The organism is Novosphingobium sp. DS6-6 (assembly GCF_057784975.1).
The window spans coordinates 48,023-66,374 of the sequence record NZ_JBYNTS010000013.1; the positions used below are offsets into that span (position 1 = coordinate 48,023).

The 18,352-nt window shown below is 64.5% G+C and carries 20 protein-coding genes, 1 tRNA gene and 1 pseudogene; 3 read left to right on the forward strand and 19 right to left on the reverse strand.

The features are described from left to right. Positions 1–10: 10 nt before the first annotated feature. The 14 genes from ccmC to rpsB all read right to left on the reverse strand — a co-directional run bounded on the left by ccmC (position 11) and on the right by rpsB (position 12,878). A complete protein-coding gene (gene ccmC / locus AC3EDY_RS14065) occupies positions 11–739 on the reverse strand; it encodes a heme ABC transporter permease CcmC (RefSeq protein ID WP_488573163.1) in 729 nt (242 codons plus the stop codon). Positions 740–912: 173 nt separating this feature from the next. Next, positions 913–989: transfer RNA gene (locus AC3EDY_RS14070), tRNA-His, on the reverse strand. A 282-nt stretch (positions 990–1,271) separates the two neighbouring features. Beyond that, complete coding sequence (rpmE, locus tag AC3EDY_RS14075; protein ID WP_488573129.1) at positions 1,272–1,502, reverse strand: 50S ribosomal protein L31; 231 nt, start codon at positions 1,500–1,502, stop codon at positions 1,272–1,274. Between the two features lie 149 nt (positions 1,503–1,651). Beyond that, positions 1,652–2,125 (reverse strand): 3-hydroxyacyl-ACP dehydratase FabZ, encoded by a 474-nt coding sequence (fabZ, locus tag AC3EDY_RS14080; RefSeq protein WP_488573130.1) that lies wholly within the window; start codon positions 2,123–2,125, stop codon positions 1,652–1,654. A gap of 21 nt (positions 2,126–2,146) precedes the next feature. Continuing rightward, positions 2,147–2,848: an OmpH family outer membrane protein gene (locus AC3EDY_RS14085; RefSeq protein ID WP_488573131.1), complete on the reverse strand. Its 702-nt coding sequence runs from the start codon at positions 2,846–2,848 to the stop codon at positions 2,147–2,149. Then, on the reverse strand, positions 2,848–5,493 hold the full coding sequence (gene bamA, locus AC3EDY_RS14090) for an outer membrane protein assembly factor BamA (protein ID WP_488573132.1): 2,646 nt from the start codon (positions 5,491–5,493) through the stop codon (positions 2,848–2,850). The genes AC3EDY_RS14085 and bamA overlap by 1 nt, the downstream gene beginning before the upstream one ends. A gap of 280 nt (positions 5,494–5,773) precedes the next feature. Further along, entirely contained in the window at positions 5,774–6,922 is a 1,149-nt protein-coding gene (gene rseP, locus AC3EDY_RS14095) for an RIP metalloprotease RseP (RefSeq protein WP_488573133.1), read from the reverse strand. Then, a complete protein-coding gene (dxr, locus tag AC3EDY_RS14100; protein WP_488573134.1) occupies positions 6,919–8,094 on the reverse strand; it encodes a 1-deoxy-D-xylulose-5-phosphate reductoisomerase in 1,176 nt (391 codons plus the stop codon). Before dxr ends, rseP begins: the two co-directional genes overlap by 4 nt. After that, positions 8,091–8,753, reverse strand: a complete 663-nt coding sequence (locus AC3EDY_RS14105; RefSeq protein ID WP_488573135.1) for a phosphatidate cytidylyltransferase — start codon at positions 8,751–8,753, stop codon at positions 8,091–8,093. The genes dxr and AC3EDY_RS14105 overlap by 4 nt, the downstream gene beginning before the upstream one ends. A gap of 79 nt (positions 8,754–8,832) precedes the next feature. Continuing rightward, positions 8,833–9,477 carry a polyprenyl diphosphate synthase gene (uppS, locus tag AC3EDY_RS14110; protein ID WP_488573164.1) on the reverse strand — a complete coding sequence of 215 codons (645 nt, stop codon included), beginning with the start codon at positions 9,475–9,477 and terminating at the stop codon, positions 8,833–8,835. A 77-nt stretch (positions 9,478–9,554) separates the two neighbouring features. Continuing rightward, positions 9,555–10,112 (reverse strand): ribosome recycling factor, encoded by a 558-nt coding sequence (frr, locus tag AC3EDY_RS14115; RefSeq protein ID WP_488573136.1) that lies wholly within the window; start codon positions 10,110–10,112, stop codon positions 9,555–9,557. Positions 10,113–10,115: 3 nt separating this feature from the next. Next, entirely contained in the window at positions 10,116–10,841 is a 726-nt protein-coding gene (gene pyrH, locus AC3EDY_RS14120; protein ID WP_488573137.1) for a UMP kinase, read from the reverse strand. 228 nt (positions 10,842–11,069) lie between these two features. Further along, positions 11,070–11,996 (reverse strand): translation elongation factor Ts, encoded by a 927-nt coding sequence (tsf, locus tag AC3EDY_RS14125; RefSeq protein ID WP_488573138.1) that lies wholly within the window; start codon positions 11,994–11,996, stop codon positions 11,070–11,072. Positions 11,997–12,122: 126 nt separating this feature from the next. Beyond that, positions 12,123–12,878: a 30S ribosomal protein S2 gene (gene rpsB / locus AC3EDY_RS14130; RefSeq protein ID WP_488573139.1), complete on the reverse strand. Its 756-nt coding sequence runs from the start codon at positions 12,876–12,878 to the stop codon at positions 12,123–12,125. Between the two features lie 506 nt (positions 12,879–13,384). On the opposite strand from rpsB, the gene AC3EDY_RS14135 reads away from it, so the two are divergent. Next, positions 13,385–13,705, forward strand: a complete 321-nt coding sequence (locus AC3EDY_RS14135) for a hypothetical protein (protein WP_488573140.1) — start codon at positions 13,385–13,387, stop codon at positions 13,703–13,705. Here the strand turns inward: AC3EDY_RS14135 and AC3EDY_RS14140 are convergent. Together AC3EDY_RS14140 and AC3EDY_RS14145 are read right to left on the reverse strand one after the other, a co-directional pair. Then, the gene (locus AC3EDY_RS14140; RefSeq protein ID WP_488573141.1) at positions 13,674–14,492 is read right to left on the reverse strand and encodes a CDP-alcohol phosphatidyltransferase family protein; all 819 of its coding nucleotides are present in this window, start codon (positions 14,490–14,492) and stop codon (positions 13,674–13,676) included. The two genes, AC3EDY_RS14135 and AC3EDY_RS14140, sit on opposite strands and share 32 nt — an antisense overlap. Next, the gene (locus AC3EDY_RS14145) at positions 14,489–15,238 is read right to left on the reverse strand and encodes a phosphatidylserine decarboxylase (protein ID WP_488573142.1); all 750 of its coding nucleotides are present in this window, start codon (positions 15,236–15,238) and stop codon (positions 14,489–14,491) included. Before AC3EDY_RS14145 ends, AC3EDY_RS14140 begins: the two co-directional genes overlap by 4 nt. Positions 15,239–15,436: 198 nt before the next feature. Between AC3EDY_RS14145 and AC3EDY_RS14150 the strand changes: the two genes are divergently transcribed. After that, positions 15,437–15,721 carry a hypothetical protein gene (locus AC3EDY_RS14150; RefSeq protein ID WP_488573143.1) on the forward strand — a complete coding sequence of 95 codons (285 nt, stop codon included), beginning with the start codon at positions 15,437–15,439 and terminating at the stop codon, positions 15,719–15,721. On the opposite strand, the gene AC3EDY_RS14155 is transcribed toward AC3EDY_RS14150, so the two are convergent. Continuing rightward, complete coding sequence (locus AC3EDY_RS14155) at positions 15,703–16,362, reverse strand: XRE family transcriptional regulator (protein WP_488573144.1); 660 nt, start codon at positions 16,360–16,362, stop codon at positions 15,703–15,705. The genes AC3EDY_RS14150 and AC3EDY_RS14155 overlap by 19 nt on opposite strands. A gap of 103 nt (positions 16,363–16,465) precedes the next feature. On the opposite strand from AC3EDY_RS14155, the gene AC3EDY_RS14160 reads away from it, so the two are divergent. Further along, complete coding sequence (locus tag AC3EDY_RS14160) at positions 16,466–16,705, forward strand: Ogr/Delta-like zinc finger protein (RefSeq protein ID WP_488573145.1); 240 nt, start codon at positions 16,466–16,468, stop codon at positions 16,703–16,705. A 339-nt stretch (positions 16,706–17,044) separates the two neighbouring features. Here the strand turns inward: AC3EDY_RS14160 and AC3EDY_RS14165 are convergent, their stop codons facing one another. Further along, on the reverse strand, positions 17,045–17,458 hold the full coding sequence (locus tag AC3EDY_RS14165; protein WP_488573146.1) for a hypothetical protein: 414 nt from the start codon (positions 17,456–17,458) through the stop codon (positions 17,045–17,047). A 691-nt stretch (positions 17,459–18,149) separates the two neighbouring features. After that, positions 18,150–18,341: pseudogene (locus AC3EDY_RS14170) on the reverse strand (IS630 family transposase); the annotation flags it as partial. Positions 18,342–18,352 lie beyond the last annotated feature (11 nt).

Genomic DNA, 18,352 nt, shown 5'->3' on the forward strand with positions numbered 1-18,352 from the left:
CCGTCCCGGCTCAGGCCATGGCCTTGCGGCGCAGGCGCGCCTCGGCCTGGATATCGGCCAGAAGCATGCGCATGCGCGCCAGCACCACCCCCGCGAATATGCAGGAAAAGCCCAGCGCGCTGATCAGCAACGGCCAGAGGAACACGGCATCGATCGAAGACTTGCCCAACGTGATGGAAGCGGGCTGGTGCAGGCTGTTCCACCACACCACCGAGCGGTTGATGATCGGAATGTTGATCGCCCCCACCAGACCGAAGATCGCCGCAACCCGGCCGGCGCCATCGCCGGCCGCCGCATCGCGCTGTGCGGCCCCGGCAAGGGCGATATAGCCGAAATAGAGGAAGAGCAGGATCAGATAGCTTGTCAGCCGGCCGTCCCACACCCACCAGGTGCCCCAGGTAGGCCGCGCCCAGATCGATCCGGTGATCAGGCAGAGCGCGGTGAACGCGGCGCCCGGCACCGCGGCCCCGCGCGCGGCGATCGCTGCCAGCGGATGGCGCCAGACCAGTTCGACGAAACTGGCGATGGCAAGCGTGCTCCACCCGGCCATGCCCAACCAGGCGCAGGGCACGTGAATGAACAGGATGCGCACGGTCTGCCCCATCAGGCGATCGGGCGGCACGATCAGCAGGCCCCAGGCCAAGGCACCGAACGCCAGCACGACGCCCACCCCAAGCAGCAGCGGCATGAGCCAGCGGGCGAGACGCAGGAAACGGGCGGGATTGGCAAAACCGTGCATGAGGGCGAACTTGGGGTCCTTCTGGCCGGGCGCGGCGCAGCCGTTGTCCTGTGCCATCGCGCCAGAACAAGGGCAAGCGAAACAGCGGGACATCGCCCGATCCGGGGATCGGGCCGCCCTGGCCGGAAAACAATCCCGGGCCACAATCCTGGAACACGATTACGGGGGAAAGATGGGGCGACCGAAGGGGTTCGAACCCTCGACCTCCGGTACCACAAACCGGCGCTCTAACCAACTGAGCTACGATCGCCACGGCGGCGGCCAGAGGCCGGTTTTCCGCATCCCGACGGCACGCCCGAAGCGCTTCGTGCGGGTGGCTGCCCTTGCAACAATCCTGCCCGCTTGAAAAGGGGAAACTTGCACGGCTGACCACTTTTTGAGGCCACCGGGGAGCGAAAAGCCCGGGCCAACCACCCGATGGCACGTGCCTGTAGACAGCGCACGGAAAAAGGCGGCGCACACGAAAAAGGGCGGCTGGGCCGCCCTTCCGTGCAGCATCGACATGGCCAGGCGGCCACTGCCGAGCGAGCGTTCAGCCCTTCTTGAGCGTGAGCCCGCCGAAGCGCTTGTTGAACTGCGCCACGCGGCCACCCTGATCCAGCAGGCGCTGGTTGCCGCCCGTCCATGCCGGGTGCGACGTGGGATCGATGTCGAGCGTCATCGTGTCGCCTTCCTTGCCCCAGGTGGAGCGGGTTTCGAACACGGTGCCGTCGGTCATCTGCACCTTGATGAAGTGATAGTCGGGGTGGATGTTGGCTTTCATGGGATTGCTCCGATACGCTGCCGGTTCCGACCGGCAACTGGGAAACGGTAGGGAAACCTCGAAAGCGGCGCCCCTAATGCAAAGGGCGGCGCTTGTCGAGTCCGGCATTGGCCGGCCGGCGATCGCGCCCGGTCATCAACTGCCCGTGATCAGTTATCGGCGATCATCGCGGTAAAGCTGCATTCGGTGGCGATCCTGTCGCCAAGCATGGCCTTGCCGGCGAACTTGCACACCCGCGAACGCTTCTGCGTGAATACCACGTGCAGATCGAGCAGGCATCCCGGCTCGACCGGCGTGCGGAACTTGGCTTCCTCGATAGCCATAAAATAGACGAGCTTGCCGGTGCCGGCCAGGCCAAGCGTCTCCACCGCGAGAACGCCGGCCGCCTGGGCCAGCGCTTCGATCTGGAGAACACCCGGCATGATCGGCCGGCCGGGGAAATGACCCTGGAAGAACTGTTCGTTCATGGTCACCGCCTTGATCGCGTGGATGCGCTCGCCCGGCACGAGCGCGACAACGCGATCGACCAGCAGCAACGGATAACGATGCGGCAAGGCCGCCATCACACCGGTCACGTCGAACGATAGCGGCGTGGCCGAGGCGGCCCCTGCTTCTTCGGTCATCTTCCCCCCTCGAGCCTCGCCTCAGCGGCCTTCCGGCTGCCTTGCGCCTGCCTGGGCCGGGGCTGCCTGCTGCTGCTGGGCCTGCTGCTGCGCCATCGCCTCGCGCTGGGCGCGGGGCATCCAGCCGGCCGGCGGGACCAGTTGCGCAGTGGGGATCAGGGCATTGAGTTCGGTCAGGATATCCTGGCTGATGTTCGATGCCGGATCGCCCTTGACCACGGATTGCACATCCAGCACGACCGTCGCACGGCGCTTGGCCATCGCGCGCTGGGTGGCATCGTCCAGCTTGTCGCTGATCTGTTCGACCACATACTGTTCGGCCAGGTTCAGCGGGGCCAGGATTTGCTGGATCTCGCGCTTGCCGTCTTCCTGGATCTGCTGGATTTGATCCACCTGGGCCTGAAGCGCCCCGCGATCGGCCTTGGGATTCTTCTGATCGGCCTGGAACTTGTCGGCCAGCGGCTTGAGTTGCGCGTTGATCTGGTCGCTGCGGGTCTTGGCCTGATCGAGCTGGGCCTTGTAGGTGACCGGGCGCTGCTGCATCGCGGTCTGATAGGCCGACGACGAGCCGACGATCGCCTGCGGATTGGCATAGGCGATGCCGTTGGCGACGGGCGCCGAAGACGGAGCGGCCGGAGCGGCAGCGCGGGACTGGGCCATGGCTGCAGGCGCGGCCGAAATCATCAGGCCCGCGATAAGGGCCGAGGCAATGCGGAGTTTCATCAGAACTGGGTTCCCACGTTGAAAGTGATGGGCTGGGTGTCGTCGCCGTCGACCTTCTTCAAGACTCTGGCGAAGTCGATGCGGAACGGGCCGAAAGGCGAGTTCCAGTTGACGCCGACGCCGATGGAAATGCGCGGCTGCGGCGAATTGCCGACGAAGACTTCGTCGTACTTCTGATACGTGCTGTTGGTCGTGCCATCGGTCGCGTTGGGCGACGTGGTGATCCGGCCGGTAATCGCGTCGGTGTACAGGACCACGCCCGCGCTGGTGGTGGGACGGCGCACGCCCCACACCGCGCCGGCATCCATGAAGATCGACGGGCGCAGGCCCAGCTCGCGCGCGCCCGAGCCGAGTGGGATCTCCATTTCGGCATGGCCGATATAGTAGTAACGGCCGCCGAGCGCATCGTCGGCCCACGAATTGCGATCGGTGGTGATCGCCCCGAACGTGCCGTTGGAATTGCGGCTGTAATACTTGCGCAGAACGCGCGGACCGACGCCGCGAATGTCGAAACCGCGCATCTGCGGCTGACCCAGGAAGAAACGGTCGGTCAGGCGCACATCGTCGATGGAGGGATCGGTGGAGCGGCTGGCAAGCGGCTGGATCGCCCCGCCTTCGGCACGCAGGCTGAACACGAAACCGCGGCCCACCGGCCAGTAATGCGCGGCATTGCCGGTGATGCGCGCGAACCTGACCGAACCGCCAAGGCCGGCAATATCGGAACTGAGCAGCCACGACGTGCCTTTCGTCGGACGCAGACGGTTGTCGAGCGCATCATAGACCAGCGAGGCCCCGAGGATGGAGCTGGTGCGGTTGCCGATGGCATCGCACAGATAGCGGCCGGCAAGCAGCGGGCTGCACTCGTCGTTGAGGTAATAGGTATCCCGGTCCAGCGTCACGTCGTCGATGTTGAACGTGTAGCGGCCGATCAGCGACATATATTCGGTGAGCGGCACGCCGGCGCGGATCTGGAAGCCGGTGGTGATCTGCTTGTAGGTCGTGTTGCGGTTGTTGTTGAGATAGTTGAAGCTGTTGAAATCGCGCCGATAGACATCGACGCCCATCGAGATGTTGCGGTCGAACAGATAGGGTTCGGTAAAGCTGACCTGGACGCTGCGGGTATAGCGCGAATAATCGACCGAGAGGCCGATCGTCTGCCCGCGGCCGCGAAAATTGTCCTGCCGGATTGAGGCCTGGAAAATGAAGCTTTCGAGGCTGGAAAAGCCGGCCGAAAGCTGCAACTGCCCGGTGGGCTTTTCCTCCACGTTGGCTTCCAGCGCAATGCGATCGGGCGTGGTGCCCGGCTTCTGCTCGACCTCGAACTTTTCCTGGAAATAGCCGAGCGACTTGATGCGGTTGGACGAGCGCTTGATCTGATAGGAGTTGAATGCGTCGCCTTCGGCCAGGCGGAACTCGCGGCGAATGACCTTGTCCTGGGTCAGGGTGTTGCCGTTGACTTCGACCCGCTCGACATAGACGCGCGGCGCTTCCGCGATGCGGAAGTTGATGCCCATGGTCAGTTCGTCTTTGCTGCGCGCGAAATCGGGCTGCACGTTGGCAAAGGCATAGCCAAGGCTGCCTGCGGTCTCGCTCAGGCTGTCGACCGTATCTTCGACCAGCTTGGCGTTGTACCAGTCACCCGGCTTCATCGACAGCTTCTTGACGAGGCTGTCGCCGTCGATCTCGCGCAGCTGGCTGTCCACTTTGATGTCGCCGAACTTGTACCGCTTCCCTTCTTCCACCACGTAGGTGATGATGAAGTCCTTCTTGTCCGGCGTCAGTTCGGCCACGGCCGAAACCACGCGGAAATCGGCATAGCCCTTGGTAAGATAAAACTGGCGCAGCTTCTGCTGGTCGAACGCCAGCCGGTCAGGGTCATAGCTGGTGCCCGACGAGAACACGCGAAAAGCGCGCGATTGCTTGGTTACCATTTCGGTGCGCAGCACGGTATCGGAAAACTGCTGGTTGCCGATGATGTTGATCTGGCGAACCTTGGACTTCGGCCCTTCGCTGATCTCGAACACGATATCGACGCGGTTCTGATCGAGCAGGACCATCTTGGGCTCGACCGACGCCGCGAATCGGCCCTGGCGCTTGTACAGTTCGATAATGCGCGACACGTCGGCGCGCACTTTGGATCGCGTGAAGATCTGCCGGGCCGCAAGCTTGATCTCGGGTAGGATCTTGTCTTCCTTGAGCCGCTTGTTGCCTTCCAGAATGATGCGGTTGACGACCGGGTTTTCCTTGACCTGGATCGTCACCGCGCCGGCATTGTTGCGGACTTGGACATCGGCGAAAAGCTCGGTGGCGAACAGGTCTTTCAGCACCTGGTCGGCGGCGGCCTGGGTATAGCGATCGCCTTCGCGCAGACGGATGTAGGACCGAATCGTATCGGGCTCCAGGCGCTGTGCCCCGTCGATCGTGATCGAGCGCACGAGTTCGACGGGCGCCGGCGGGGTGGCGGATGCTGCCGAAGCCGGGGCCGAAGCGGGGGCCGAAGCGGGGGCCGGGGTGGCGGTAGGCGGCGCCGCGGCGGGCTGCCCTGGCGCGACCTGGGCGAAGGCGGGATGGGCGAGCGTGGTGGAGGCAAGCAGCGCCACCGCGAGAGTAGAAACCCGCGCCGTCGCCGGGACCGATGCCCGCATGGAAGCGGGGGCGGTCAGGCTCGCGTACCGTTCATTCATCACCAAGCGCCATCCCGTCTGAAATCGTCATGTTCCGCCTCAAGCGACGGTTGCCGGATTCCGGCATCGCAGCCCTGTGCCTCATGCCGCCGTGCCAATCAAGCAAGCATGGCGCAAGGCACCGCATTCCCCCCGCATAATGTGGAAAATAGTGCGCCGTGCGGCCATGGCCCCGGCCCCGCCCTTGCCGGATGGCGCCTCATCCCGATCACCCGCGCGCCCACGACGCGGACCTGGCGGGTCAACCGCCGAAAACCTTTGCTCCAAACAAGCCGTGCGCGCCGAACAGATCGAGCGAAGCGACATCGTTGACCGTGACGATCAGCATCAGCGCCACCACCAGAGCGAGCCCGGTGCGAAACGCCCATTCCTGGCCGCGCGCACTGACCGGCCGACGGCGCACCGCCTCTGCCAGGTAGAAGGCCAGATGCCCTCCGTCGAGCACCGGAATTGGCAAGAGATTGATGAATCCCAGATTAATCGAGATAAGCGCCACGAAGAACACGAACGGTTGCCAGCCCGAAACGAGCTGTTCGCCGGAAAACTTGGCGATCTTGATCGGCCCGCCCAGTTCCTTGATCTCGCGCCGGCCGGTCACGATCTGGGCAATGCCGGTCACCATGGTGTCGACGATGCCGCGCATCTGCCGCGCGCCGTCGGCAAGCGCCGCCAGCGGGCCGACCCGCACCACCTCGATACTGGCAGGGCCGATGCCGATGAAGCCGATTTTCTGCACATTGCCGAACCGGTCGGCATCGGCGCGGGTTGCCGCCACGACCGGCAAGGCCTGACGCGCACCACCGCGTTCGACCACCATGTCGAGCGGTTCGCCCGGATGCTGGGCCACGGTCATCTTGACGTCCAGAAACGTATCGACGGCCCCGCCGCGCATCGCGACGATGCGATCGCCGACGCGGATCCCGGCCTTTTCCGCCACGGAACCGGGCTGCACCACGCCCACGACCGGCGGCACCACCAGCTTGCCATAGGCCAGGGTGAAGCCCGAAAGGATGGCCAGCGCCACCAGAAGATTGGTAACCGGTCCGGCCAGCACGATCAGCGCACGCTGCCACAGCGCCTTGGCCTGGAACGTGCGATTGCGCTCCTGCGCGGGCAGCGCCAGCCATTCGGCCGTGGGTTTGCTCGTCGGGCTCATATCGCCGGCGAACTGGACGTAGCCACCCAGCGGCAGCAGCGAGAGTTTCCAGCGGGTGCCGCGCTTGTCGGTCCACCCGATCAGTTCGCGGCCGAAGCCGATCGAAAAGACGTCGGCCTTTACCCCGCACCAGCGGCCGACGAGATAGTGACCCAGTTCGTGAAGGAAGACGAGCGGCCCGAGAACCAGCACGAACGCCAGGAAACTGATGAGAATGCCGGGGGTCTGAATCAACGAACGGGCTCCATGCACGCATGTGTGCGCAGGCGGGCTTCGTGGTCAACCGCAATCACATCGGCCAGACAGGCAGGTGGCGGCGGCACGCCACGCGCCAGCACGGCTTCGACGCATGCCACGATCCGGGTGAACCCGATCTTACCGGCAAGAAACGCCGCCACGGCAATTTCGTTGGCGGCGTTGAGCACGGCGGGTGCCGCGCCGCCGGCAAGCACCGCCTCGCGCGCCAGGCGCGTTGCGGGAAAGCGTGCCTCGTCGGGCTTGCGAAACGTCAGTTCCCCGATTTCGGCCAGATCGAGCGGAGTGCAAGGCGTGTCCATCCGCGCGGGCCAGGCCAGGCATGACGCGATCGGCACGCGCATGTCCGAGGGGCCGAGCTGGGCCAGCGTGGAGCCGTCGCGGTATTCGACCATCGAGTGAACGATCGACTGCGGATGGACCAGAATGCGCAGCCGTTCGACGCCCACGGGGAAGAGATGAAACGCCTCGATGAATTCGAGGCCCTTGTTCATCATGGTGGCCGAATCCACGCTGATCTTGGCGCCCATGGCCCAGTTCGGATGCTTTACCGCCTGGGCCGGGGTGGCGTGTGCCAGGCGATCGGCCGCCCAATCGCGGAACGGGCCGCCGCTGGCCGTGAGCGTGATCATCCGCACATGCTCGGATGCGTTGCCGGCCAGGCACTGGAAAATCGCATTGTGTTCCGAATCGACCGGCAACAGCGTAGCCCCGCTGCGCGCGACTGCCGCAGTCATCACCGCGCCCGCGGATACCAGCGCTTCCTTGTTGGCCAGCGCCACGATCCGGCCGCATTCGATGGCAGCCATGGTCGGCTCCAGGCCCGCGCAGCCGACGATCGCGGCAATGGTGATATCGGCGCCGCGCGCGGCGGCCTCGACCAGCGCGGCGGGACCCGCCGCGGCTTCGACGCCCGATCCGGCCAGAGCCGCGCGCAGATCGGGCAGCTTTCCGGGATCGGCAATAACCGCCAGCCTGGCCGAAAATTCCCGTGCCAGCGCGGCCAGTTCGGTAACCTGGGAATAGGCCGTCAGCGCTTCAACCCGGAACGCGGCAGGATTGCGTCGCACCAGATCGAGCGTCGACGCGCCGATGGAGCCGGTGGCGCCCAGCACGGTAAGCGAACGGGGGCCGTTCGTGCCGTGCGTCATGCAGGTGCGCCCATGGCCCAGGCCGTGCCGACGATGATCGCGACCGGCACCAGTCCGTCGACACGATCGAAAAAGCCGCCGTGGCCGGGAATGAGGCGTGAGGAATCTTTCACCCCGGCACGCCGCTTGAGCCACGATTCATAGAAATCGCCCGCTTGCGCGGCCACGGCCAGCCCGGCGCCGGCCAGAGTCGCAACCCCCAGGTTGGCGATGTGCAACGCTTCGGCCAGGCTGGCGCCGGTCGGGCCGATGGCGCTGATCATCCAGGCGCTGCCCAGGGTGAACAAACCCGTCCACAGCCCGGCCGCCGCCATGCCGCCCGCCAGCCCGGCCCAGGTTTTCGACGGGCTGATACGTGGCGCGATCCGTGGCCCGCCCAGTGCCCGGCCGGTGAAATAGGCGCCGGTATCGGTGCAGACGACCACGCCGATCACCGCGACAAGCAAAGGCGTGGGCATCACGATCAGGGCAAGCGCAGCCCAGCCGATATAGACCGCGCCGGTGATCGCGGCGGCTGCCATGCGCATCGGATCGGGCGCGATCCGGGCGGCGAGGCGCAGGTATTCGGCAAAGACCACCAGGGCGACCAGCGCGATGAACGCATCGAGCGCCACCCCGCCCCGCCACACCGCCAGACCCGCCACGGCCAGCATGACCATGGCCGAAGCCAGGCGAACCGGCAGGTCGGACCGCCGGGCCCGGGGTGGCGTCAGGCCGGGTGCTGGTGCACCGGATGGGTCAACGGCCGCCAAAGCGCCGCTCCCGCTCGGCAAATTCGCCCAAGGCCGCACGCAGATGATCGGGCGTGAAATCGGGCCACAGCACGGGGGTGAAGACCATTTCGGCATAGGCCGCCTGCCACAGCAGGAAATTCGACAGGCGCACTTCGCCCGACGTGCGGATCAGTAGATCGAGCGGCGGGAGATCCGCGGTGTCGAGTTCTGCCGCGATGGTTTCGGGCGTGATCTCTCCCTTGATCGCGGCGCGCGCGGCGGCGCGGGCGATTTCCTGCTGCGAACCGTAATTGAGCGCGATCGCCAGCGTCAGCCGGCGGTTGTCGGCCGTGCGCGCCACGGCATCGTTGATCAGTTCCACCAGATCGGCCGCCAGCGCGCGGTATTCGCCGATGACTTTGAGACGCACGCCATTGTCATCGAGCTCGTCGATATCGCTGCGGATGAACGTGCGCAAAAGCCCCATGAGGTCTGAGATTTCCTCGGCCGGGCGCCGCCAGTTTTCGCAACTGAACGCATAGAGCGTAAGCGCTTCGAGACCGAGATCGCCGGCCGCGCGCACGGTGGCACGCACCGCTTCGACCCCCCGCTTATGACCCAGGGCGCGCGGCAAGAACCGGCTTTTCGCCCAGCGCCCGTTGCCATCCATGATGATGGCCACATGACGGGCCAGGGGCGTCGCGCCGCCCCCGTCGCAGGCTTGCGTTGCGGGAACCGGGGCGGCGCTCACTTGCCCAGGATTTCCTTTTCCTTTTGCGCGGCGGCATCGTCCACCGCCTTGATCATCTCGTCGGTCAGCTTCTGGACTTCAGCCTCGAGACGCTTGCGCTCGTCTTCCGAAATTTCCTTCTTGGCCTCGTCGGCTTTCAGGGCTTCCATGCCGTCGCGGCGCACGTTGCGCACCGCAATGCGCGCGCCTTCGGCATACTTGCTCGCCAGTTTGGCCAGTTCCTTGCGCCGGTCCTCGGTCAGATCGGGGATAGGCAGGCGCAGACTGTTGCCATCGTTGATGGGGTTGAGGCCAAGTCCTGCCGAGCGGATCGCCTTTTCGACCGAGCCGACGTTCGACCTGTCCCACACCTGCACCGACAGCAGGCGCGGCTCGGGCGCGGAAACGGTGGCCACCTGATTGAGCGGCATATGGCTGCCATAGACCTCGACGGTGATGGGATCGAGCAGCGCGGTATTGGCGCGGCCCGTGCGCAGGCCCGCAAGATCGCCCTTGAGCGACTCGAGCGCCCCTTTCATGCGGCGTTCCAGATCGCCCTTGTCATATTTTGCCATGGATCAGGCTTCCTTCCGAACGATGGTCTGCGTGCCCGTTCCGGCCAGCACGCGGGCAAGGTTGCCCTGTTCGCGGATCGAGAACACGACGATGGGAATGTTGTTGTCGCGGCACAGGGCAACGGCCGACGCGTCCATGACCTGAAGATTATGCGCCAGCACCGTGTCATAGTCGATGGTGTCGAAGCGCCTTGCCGCCGGGTTCTTCTTGGGATCGGCATCATAGACGCCATCCACGCTGGTGCCCTTGAACAGCGCATCGCACTGCATTTCCGCCGCGCGCAGGGCCGCGCCGGAATCGGTGGTGAAATAAGGCGCACCCACGCCAGCGGCAAAGATCACCACCCGGCCCTTGGCCAGGTGCCGCTCCGCGCGGCGGCGGATCACCGGCTCGCACACCTGGTCCATCTGCACCGCAGACTGCACCCGGGTATCGACACCCAGCTTTTCCAGCGCAGACTGCATGGCCAGCGCGTTCATGACCGTTGCCAGCATGCCCATGTAATCGGCCTGCGCGCGGTCCATGCCTTTGGCCGCCCCCGCCATCCCGCGAAAGATATTGCCCCCGCCGATCACCAGGCAGATTTCAAGGCCCGTGTCCTTGGCCGCCTTCACTTCGGCAGCCAGCGCGGCGACGAAATCGGTGTCGATCCCGAACTGCTGGTTGCCCATGAGGACTTCGCCCGAAAGCTTGAGCAGGATGCGCTTGAACTTTGCCGAGCTGGTCATGGGTCCTTCGGATCTCGCAGCTAGAGGATCGGAGCGGTTGGCGGACGACGGCGCGACCGGCAAGCCCCTGCCGCCCCGGTTCGCGCCCTTATACGCAGCGCATCGGCCGTGCCAAGGGCCGCGCGCGGTTTTCGCCAATGCAAACGTCCCCGCAGCAACAGGAGCCCGGTCGCTTGCCCCGGGGGCAAGGCCAGGCCCCGGTTGCGCGGGGACGCAGGAAAGCGGGGCTTACTTGATGCCGGCCGCGGCCGCGACTTCGGCGGCGAAGTCGGTCTCTTCCTTCTCGATACCTTCACCCAGCTGGAAACGGACATAATCGACCAGCGCGATCCTGGTGCCGGCAGCCTTGCCCGCCGCTTCGACGACCTGGGCGACCGGAGTCTTGTTGTCCATCACGAACACCTGCGAAAGCAGCGCGTTTTCCTTGGCATACTTGGCGACGGCGCCATCGACCATCTTGGCCTGCACTTCGGCGGGCTTGCCGCTTTCGGCCGCCTTTTCGGCCGCGATCTTGCGCTCGCGGGCGATCAGTTCGGGATCCAGATCTTCAGCATTCAGGGCCAGGGGGAATGCCGCGGCGATGTGCATCGCGATCTGCTTGCCCAGCGGTTCCAGCACATCGGCGCCCGCTTCGGATTCCAGCGCCACCAGCACGCCGATCTTGCCCAGGTTGGCGGCCGCGGCGTTGTGCATGTAGGGGACGACAATGCCGTTCGATACGGCAACGTGCTTGATCCGGCGCAGCTGCTGGTTTTCGCCGATCGTGGCGACGTTGTTGGTCAGCTTGTCAGCCACCGTTCCACCGTCGGGATAGGCTGCGGTCCTGAGCGCTTCGACGTCAGCCGCGCCGGTCGCCAGCGCCACTTCGGTGGCCTTGCGCACGAAATCCTGAAACTGGTCGTTCTTGGCGACGAAATCGGTTTCGGAATTGACTTCGACAGCCACGCCCCTGGTGCCGGAAACGGCCACGCCAACCAGCCCTTCGGCAGCGGTGCGGCTGGATTTCTTGGCGGCGGCGGCCAGACCCTTGGCCCGCAGCGCGTCAACCGCGGCTTCGAAATCGCCAGCGGTTTCGTCGAGGGCCTTCTTGCAATCCATCATGCCGGCGCCGGTGCGCTCGCGCAGGTTCTTCACGTCAGCGGCGGTGTAAGCCATGGCGTTGGTCCTTTGTCTGAAACGGTGCGGCCGCGGCTGCACGCGCCGCGGCCCTACTTCATGAAACGGGACAATTCGGTGACGGCGCCTCGCACGGCGCCGCCCCCTTCATGCCGGTGCGCAAGCTCAGCCTTCGACGGCTTCTTCCGCAACCGGTTCATCCAGTGCGCCCATGTCCACGCCCGCGGCATAGGCAGCGTCACGGCCGCCCCTGGTGGCAGCGGCCGCCACGGCCTCGCAATAGAGGCGGATGGCGCGGCTGGCGTCGTCATTGGCGGGAATGGGGAACGCGATGCCCTCGGGCGAAACGTTCGAATCGAGGATGGCCACGACCGGGATGCCCAGAACGTTGGCTTCCTTGATCGCCAGCTCTTCCTTGTTGGCGTCGATCACGAACATCACGTCGGGGATGCCGCCCATATCGCGGATGCCGCCGAGCGACAGTTCGAACTTGTCGCGTTCGCGCGTAAGCTGGAGCACTTCCTTCTTGGTAAGGCCGGTCGTGTCACCCGAAAGCTGTTCTTCCAGTGCTTTGAAACGCTTGATCGAGCCCGAGATGGTCTTCCAGTTGGTGAGCATGCCGCCCAGCCAGCGATGGTTGACGAAATGCTGGCCCGAAGCCCGGGCCGCCTGGGCGATCGGTTCCTGCGCCTGGCGCTTGGTGCCGACAAACAGCACCTTGCCGCCCGCCTGGACGGTGGCCGAAATGAATTCCAGCGCCCGCGCCATCAGCGGCACGGTCTGCGACAGATCGAGAATGTGGATGCCGTTGCGGGCGCCGAAGATATACGGCTTCATCCGCGGATTCCAGCGGTGGGTCTGGTGGCCGAAATGTGCGCCGGCCTCGATCAATTGCTGCATGGTGACGACAGGAGCCGCCATGGTCTTTTCCTTCCGGTTCAACCTCTGAGGCGCAGGAACCGAGCGGAAACCCGCAACTGGCACCGGTATGTGCGCGCCCCATGTGGACTTCCCGGCTGTCACGACCACGGCGGCTTGCCGCGAATCATCGCCGGGATGCGTTGCCCCTTAGCGTGCGATTGGCACCAATGCCACCGGATTTCCCCTTAACCATGATTCGTTGGCAACAAGCCATTTGGCGCGAGCGAAACACCATTTGTCGCAAGGAATTTGTCGCGGCAGCGAAAGGGCGGCGGACGCGATCTCACCATTTTCGATCTAAGTACAGATACTTAGTGAGAAAATCCAGGTGTATGAATTTCCTGTTGACGTAACGGAACAAAAGTGGAACATTGTTCCCGTCAAGACAACCAAACGGAACCGCGCAAGAGCGATCTGGTTATCCACAGGACAGGCGCTTGCTGTCAAGCGCCGGTCAAGGATGGCTGCTCGCCCGCCACTCGCTCTTTGTCCGAAAGGCTTTGCCCATGCTCGCCCTTCTCGCTTCGCTTGTCATTGCCGGTGCTGGCGTTGCAGCCCTGCTTGCCGTTGCGGTCACCTGGCGCGGCCAATCGGGCGCCATCCGGCAGCTTCTGGTCGATGCGCGCACGCTGGAACAAGCCGACGCGCTGGAAACGGATCGCGCATTTCTGATGCAACTGGCGGAACGCCCGCTGCACGAGGCCGCTCCGGGCGAACCGGCAGCGGCGTTGCGCCCCGCCCTGCCGGCCATGCGCCGCCCTGCGTTGCGGATTGTCGCGAGCGCCAATGGGCTGGTTACGACGGGCTCGCATCGCGCTGCCGCCTGAGGCGGGCATAACGCACTATGCCCACCGGGATCATGGTGAGGTAAACGGCGCAAAGACCCACCAGCGTAAGCCAGGGTTCGGTCAAAAGCGCCGCGAAGACCAGGCCGGTCAGCGCAATCAGTTCCAGGCGGATAGTCTTGCGCGGGCGGAACGACGACCACCCCGGCGTGGCCAGATTCGAAATCATCATGAACGCGATCAGCGTGGCCCAGATGGCCACGAATACCGGATGGCGCAGTTCGTTCCACCCGCTGGCGATCCACAGGTAGAGCGGCAGAAACGAAAGGCCGGCTCCGGCGGGCGCGGGCACCCCGGTGAGGAAACCGGCCGATTTGTGCGGCTGGTCCTGCATGTCGATCCGCGCGTTGAAGCGGGCAAGGCGCAGAGCGCAGCAAACCGCCAGCGCCAGCGCCGCAAACCAGCCGAACCGCGGCATTTGCTGCAGCGACCAGAGATAGAGGATCAGTGCCGGCGCCACGCCAAAGGAAATGGCATCGGAAAGACTGTCGAGTTCCGCACCGAAGCGGGATTGCGCTTTCATCAGCCGGGCCACCCGGCCGTCGATACCGTCGAGCATGCCCGCCAGGATCACTGCAAGCACGGCACCGCGAAAATCGCCGCCGATGGCGAAGCGGATGCCTGTCAACCCGCAGCACAGCGCGGCAGACGTGATGGCATTGGGCACCAGGGCACGCAGGGTCAGCCCGCGCGAAAGACGACGGCGCCCGAAATCTTCTCCTGAAGAAACCTCGTCCTCCGCCCTCTCATACGCCCCTGCGGGAGTCACTGGCTGACGCCCTCGATCAACGGCGCGTGGCCGAGTTCCGCAAGAATCGTTTCGCCGGCCACCACGCGCTGGCCGATCAGCACTTTGGGCTCTGTGCCCGCGGGGAGATAGACATCGACGCGGCTGCCGAAGCGGATGAGCCCGACGCGCTGGCCCACGGCCACGATATCCCCGGTCTTGACGAAAGGCACGATGCGGCGCGCCACGAGACCCGCGATCTGGGTGAAACCGAGTTTGACCCCGTCGCTGCGTTCGATCAGGAAATGCTGGCGCTCGTTGTCCTCGCTCGCCTTGTCAAGATCGGCATTGAGGAACTTGCCTGGAATGTAGACGACGCGGCGGATCGTGCCGCCAATCGGCGACCTATTCACATGGACGTCGAACACCGACATGAAAATCGAGACGCGGGTGACCGGTTCCGGGTCCATGGCCGGCAGGCCGCTGCCGTCGTCGGCCGAAAGCTCGCGCGGCGGCGGCACTTTCTGGATCAGCGTGATCAGCCCGTCGGCCGGTGCCATCACGAACCGGTCGTCGCGCGGGGTCACGCGCACGGGATCGCGGAAAAAGGCCAGTACGCCCACTGTGAGGAACAGCAACGGCCAAGCCACGATGCTGCCGCCCAGCACGGCACCGGCGAGTGCGACCGCCGCGGCGATCGCGCCGAATTTGCGTCCTTCGGGATGGATGGGGGGCCAGGACCAACCGGCATGGCCGCGTCCGCGATTGTCAAATATGTCACCAGGCATCGGCCTGATCTAGGCCTTGCCACGCCCGGGGGCAAGCGCGGGACGCATATTGCCCTGCCAAGCGCCGACAAAGATCGACAAGTGCCATGCCGAGCCAGGCGATCACCTTGTTGTAACGGGCTTTTTCACAACGTCGCCCACTCGCGTGGGGCCGCCGATTGCGCTGTCATAGCGGGGTCAACGCAAAGGAACCGCGCCATGATTCCCCTCCCCGCCGCGTTCTGGCCCTATTGGCTGGTCAGCCTGGCTGCCGCCGCCACGATCGTCGTGGCGCGGATCGCCATCCGTCTGTGCCCCGACCGCGGGCCATGGCTCGTCTGGCGCGAATGCCTGGCCCTGCCCGCCTTTGCCACGCTGGCAACGATGATGGCCGTGCAGCACGACACCGTGCCGACGGCTGCTCCGCTCATTGCCATGGTGCTCGCTCTCGCGGGTTTTCCCCGCCTGGCGCGCGCCGCAATGCGCTACATCTTGCGGAAATAGGCCACGACCCGCCCCAGCACGTGCAATTCGCTGTCATAGGCCGATATCGGCGTTATGGCGGGATTGTCGGCCATCAGCAGCCATCCGCCGTTCTTGCCCGGCCGCAACCGCTTGACGCAACCCAGCCCGCAATAACTGACCGCCCAGACCTGGTCGGCCAGGCGTGGCACGGTCTGTGTAGTATCGATCAGCAGCAAATCGTTGTCGAGAATCGTAGGAATCATGCTGTCGCCCGACCCGCGGGCGATGATCAGGCTTTCGGCCGGAGCGCGGGTATAGAGATCCAGCCATTCGCGCGGGAACATGCGCTGCACGTCGGCAATCGCCTGATCGAGATAGGCTGCGCCGAGCCCGATGGCGAGATCCACTTCGCGCACCGGCACCAGGCCCATGGCATCGGCCACCACCGCAAGCGAAGGCACTTTGGGGCCATCGGCAACGGGATCGTCGGTTTCACCGACAAGATACTCCACGCTCGTTTCCAGAGCGCGGGCAATGGCGTGCAGATGGCGAGACCCTTGCGCCCCCTTGCGGATGAGGTGGTTCACGCTGGGCTGGGAAATGCCGACGCGCCGCGCCAGTTCGGCTTGCGAAAGGCCCAGCGCGCGGATGCGTGCGGAAATGCGATCACCCAATGTCATGATGCCCATATATAGATTTAACTATACCAAATCAATGCATTTGTCTATTGCCCAATCAATAGATTGTGCTATTATAGATAAATCAATATATTTGGAGTCGTTCATGGGTTCCCGCGTCAAATCCCGCAGCCGCAATGGCGGCCTCAGTTGCCCCCACTGTCATGCCCCCGGCCAGCGCCGTTCCAGCCGGCCGGTTACCGAAACGTACCGGGAGATCTATTATCAATGCACCAATTGCCTTTGCGGCCACACCTGGAAAGCCAGCGAGACGTACGACTATGGCCTGGTGCCCAGCGCCACGCCGAACCCTTGCGTCACGTTGCCGCAGAAATCCTCATCCTGATGCCCGGGCCTTGCGCAGACCGGCACCGCATAAGGCGCGACCAACCGTCAGAGCGAAAGCGGGCCGTCGGCATCGACGGGCACGAGGATCAGGTGGGCGTGGTTGTCTATCAGGCACCAGGCGAGGCACCGAACCTGCGGCGGCACATCCCTTGCGAGCAGCAGCGCAATGTAGAGCGCGCGATCTCCCCTGCGGGCGTCAATTAGGTATACTGTCCCCAGAATTCCCCGGGAATTCCCCGGGAATTCCAATCGTTCGAACGTGGTCGACGTGGCTATTGTAGGCGCCCGCAAAGGCAGCAGCGGCAAGATCGACGCAAGTGATGACAATCCTCGTCGCCTATGCATCCCAGTTCCTGCCCCTGCGCCGAGACTGGAGAAGCGGGAACGATGCGAAGGCCAGCTGTCCCATCAGCCCGGCAAGACCGGGTCCGCTCGTCATTTCCCGCACCTGTTGAGGCAGGTTTCGATCGAACAGGCCGATGCCGACCAGAACCTCCGCGGTCATTAGCAAAACGAAGGCGACCGTACCCATAAGTAGCTGTGCGCCGAGCGCTTCCAACACGGCGAACCGCCTCAGTAGCAACTCGCAATAGATCCACGACATGGCCAGCATGGCTGGCAGCTCGACCAACGTGGCGCCCCAAGCACCAAGCATGGGGGCGAGCAGCAGGACGCGCACGGTGCCAAGCAGGAAGCCGAGTGTGAACATCCCCGCGAAATAGGCTATGCCTGCCCTTGCGGCTGCGCTCATAGCGGATCCCCTTCTACTAGCCATTGATCCTGAGTGGGAGCGGGGGTTCGGGGGACAGTATACTTAACTCTGCGCATCGCGAGCTTTCTGCTTCGGGCCGCGTGCTGCCGGGGGTGAGAGGTCGGCCGCTGGCGGCTTCCTGGGTTGCGATCCAGTCCTCGGCGCCGAGCAGGCGGCCGGTCCGCAGCCGCGCCTCGATCGCCTCGGCAACGGCCTCGCCCCAAGCCTGCACGCCCCAAGCCTGCACGCCACTCGCGCCTCCACCCCATGGCGCAGCATGGCGCGCCCGTTGGGCACGTGGGCAGGCCGTCACCATCCTGATAGGTGCCGGGATTCGCGAGGGCCGACCTGACCGCTACCGCCGAGAATTTTCCCATCGTTTTCTCCCCCACACTTTTCCGCATCGCGGCGAGGAACCACAGTGTGGAGGTAAGGGCATTTACCCCCATATTACCCCCCACACTGAGCGTCGGATGGGTGTGCATCGCGAAGGATTTATGTGGAGGGCGAAAGGGAACATACCGCAGAAAGCCAAGGATTCCCATGGATTTTGGAGTATGCTTGCGGATTAGGGTGTGGTGGCAGGGCTTGTACCGAACATGGCACTTTAAATTATGTAATTATTAGATTTTTATGAAGACCCTGAAATTACCCCCACATTCTCCCCCACACTTTCCGAGACAGGGTCAACTTCCCAAGCAGCAAAGATGTCCGACGCTCGCTCTTCAACCCGACGTGATTGCATATCGCTACGCGGCGGCCTGGCGTCAAAGTCGCCTGCATCACGCCGCTATGCATGCCAGCGGATCGCCGTCGAAGGCGCCGCCGCAAGATAGCTCATCCCGTCATAAGTCGCCGCGAGCAAACGCGAACGCAAATCCATAGAGAGGCTGT

Coding starts and splice junctions, on each gene's coding strand:
- AC3EDY_RS14165 (WP_488573146.1), bottom strand. CDS start 17,458: ATGAGCGCAGCCGCAAGGGCAGGCATAGCCTATTTCGCGGGGATGTTC.
- dxr (WP_488573134.1), bottom strand. CDS start 8,094: ATGACGCACGGCACGAACGGCCCCCGTTCGCTTACCGTGCTGGGCGCC.
- uppS (WP_488573164.1), bottom strand. CDS start 9,477: ATGGATGGCAACGGGCGCTGGGCGAAAAGCCGGTTCTTGCCGCGCGCC.
- AC3EDY_RS14155 (WP_488573144.1), bottom strand. CDS start 16,362: ATGACATTGGGTGATCGCATTTCCGCACGCATCCGCGCGCTGGGCCTT.
- rpsB (WP_488573139.1), bottom strand. CDS start 12,878: ATGGCGGCTCCTGTCGTCACCATGCAGCAATTGATCGAGGCCGGCGCA.
- AC3EDY_RS14150 (WP_488573143.1), top strand. CDS start 15,437: ATGATTCCCCTCCCCGCCGCGTTCTGGCCCTATTGGCTGGTCAGCCTG.
- AC3EDY_RS14105 (WP_488573135.1), bottom strand. CDS start 8,753: ATGGTCATGCTGGCCGTGGCGGGTCTGGCGGTGTGGCGGGGCGGGGTG.
- tsf (WP_488573138.1), bottom strand. CDS start 11,996: ATGGCTTACACCGCCGCTGACGTGAAGAACCTGCGCGAGCGCACCGGC.
- AC3EDY_RS14135 (WP_488573140.1), top strand. CDS start 13,385: ATGCTCGCCCTTCTCGCTTCGCTTGTCATTGCCGGTGCTGGCGTTGCA.
- fabZ (WP_488573130.1), bottom strand. CDS start 2,125: ATGACCGAAGAAGCAGGGGCCGCCTCGGCCACGCCGCTATCGTTCGAC.
- rpmE (WP_488573129.1), bottom strand. CDS start 1,502: ATGAAAGCCAACATCCACCCCGACTATCACTTCATCAAGGTGCAGATG.
- AC3EDY_RS14085 (WP_488573131.1), bottom strand. CDS start 2,848: ATGAAACTCCGCATTGCCTCGGCCCTTATCGCGGGCCTGATGATTTCG.
- bamA (WP_488573132.1), bottom strand. CDS start 5,493: ATGCGGGCATCGGTCCCGGCGACGGCGCGGGTTTCTACTCTCGCGGTG.
- AC3EDY_RS14145 (WP_488573142.1), bottom strand. CDS start 15,238: ATGCCTGGTGACATATTTGACAATCGCGGACGCGGCCATGCCGGTTGG.
- AC3EDY_RS14160 (WP_488573145.1), top strand. CDS start 16,466: ATGGGTTCCCGCGTCAAATCCCGCAGCCGCAATGGCGGCCTCAGTTGC.
- frr (WP_488573136.1), bottom strand. CDS start 10,112: ATGGCAAAATATGACAAGGGCGATCTGGAACGCCGCATGAAAGGGGCG.
- pyrH (WP_488573137.1), bottom strand. CDS start 10,841: ATGACCAGCTCGGCAAAGTTCAAGCGCATCCTGCTCAAGCTTTCGGGC.
- ccmC (WP_488573163.1), bottom strand. CDS start 739: ATGCACGGTTTTGCCAATCCCGCCCGTTTCCTGCGTCTCGCCCGCTGG.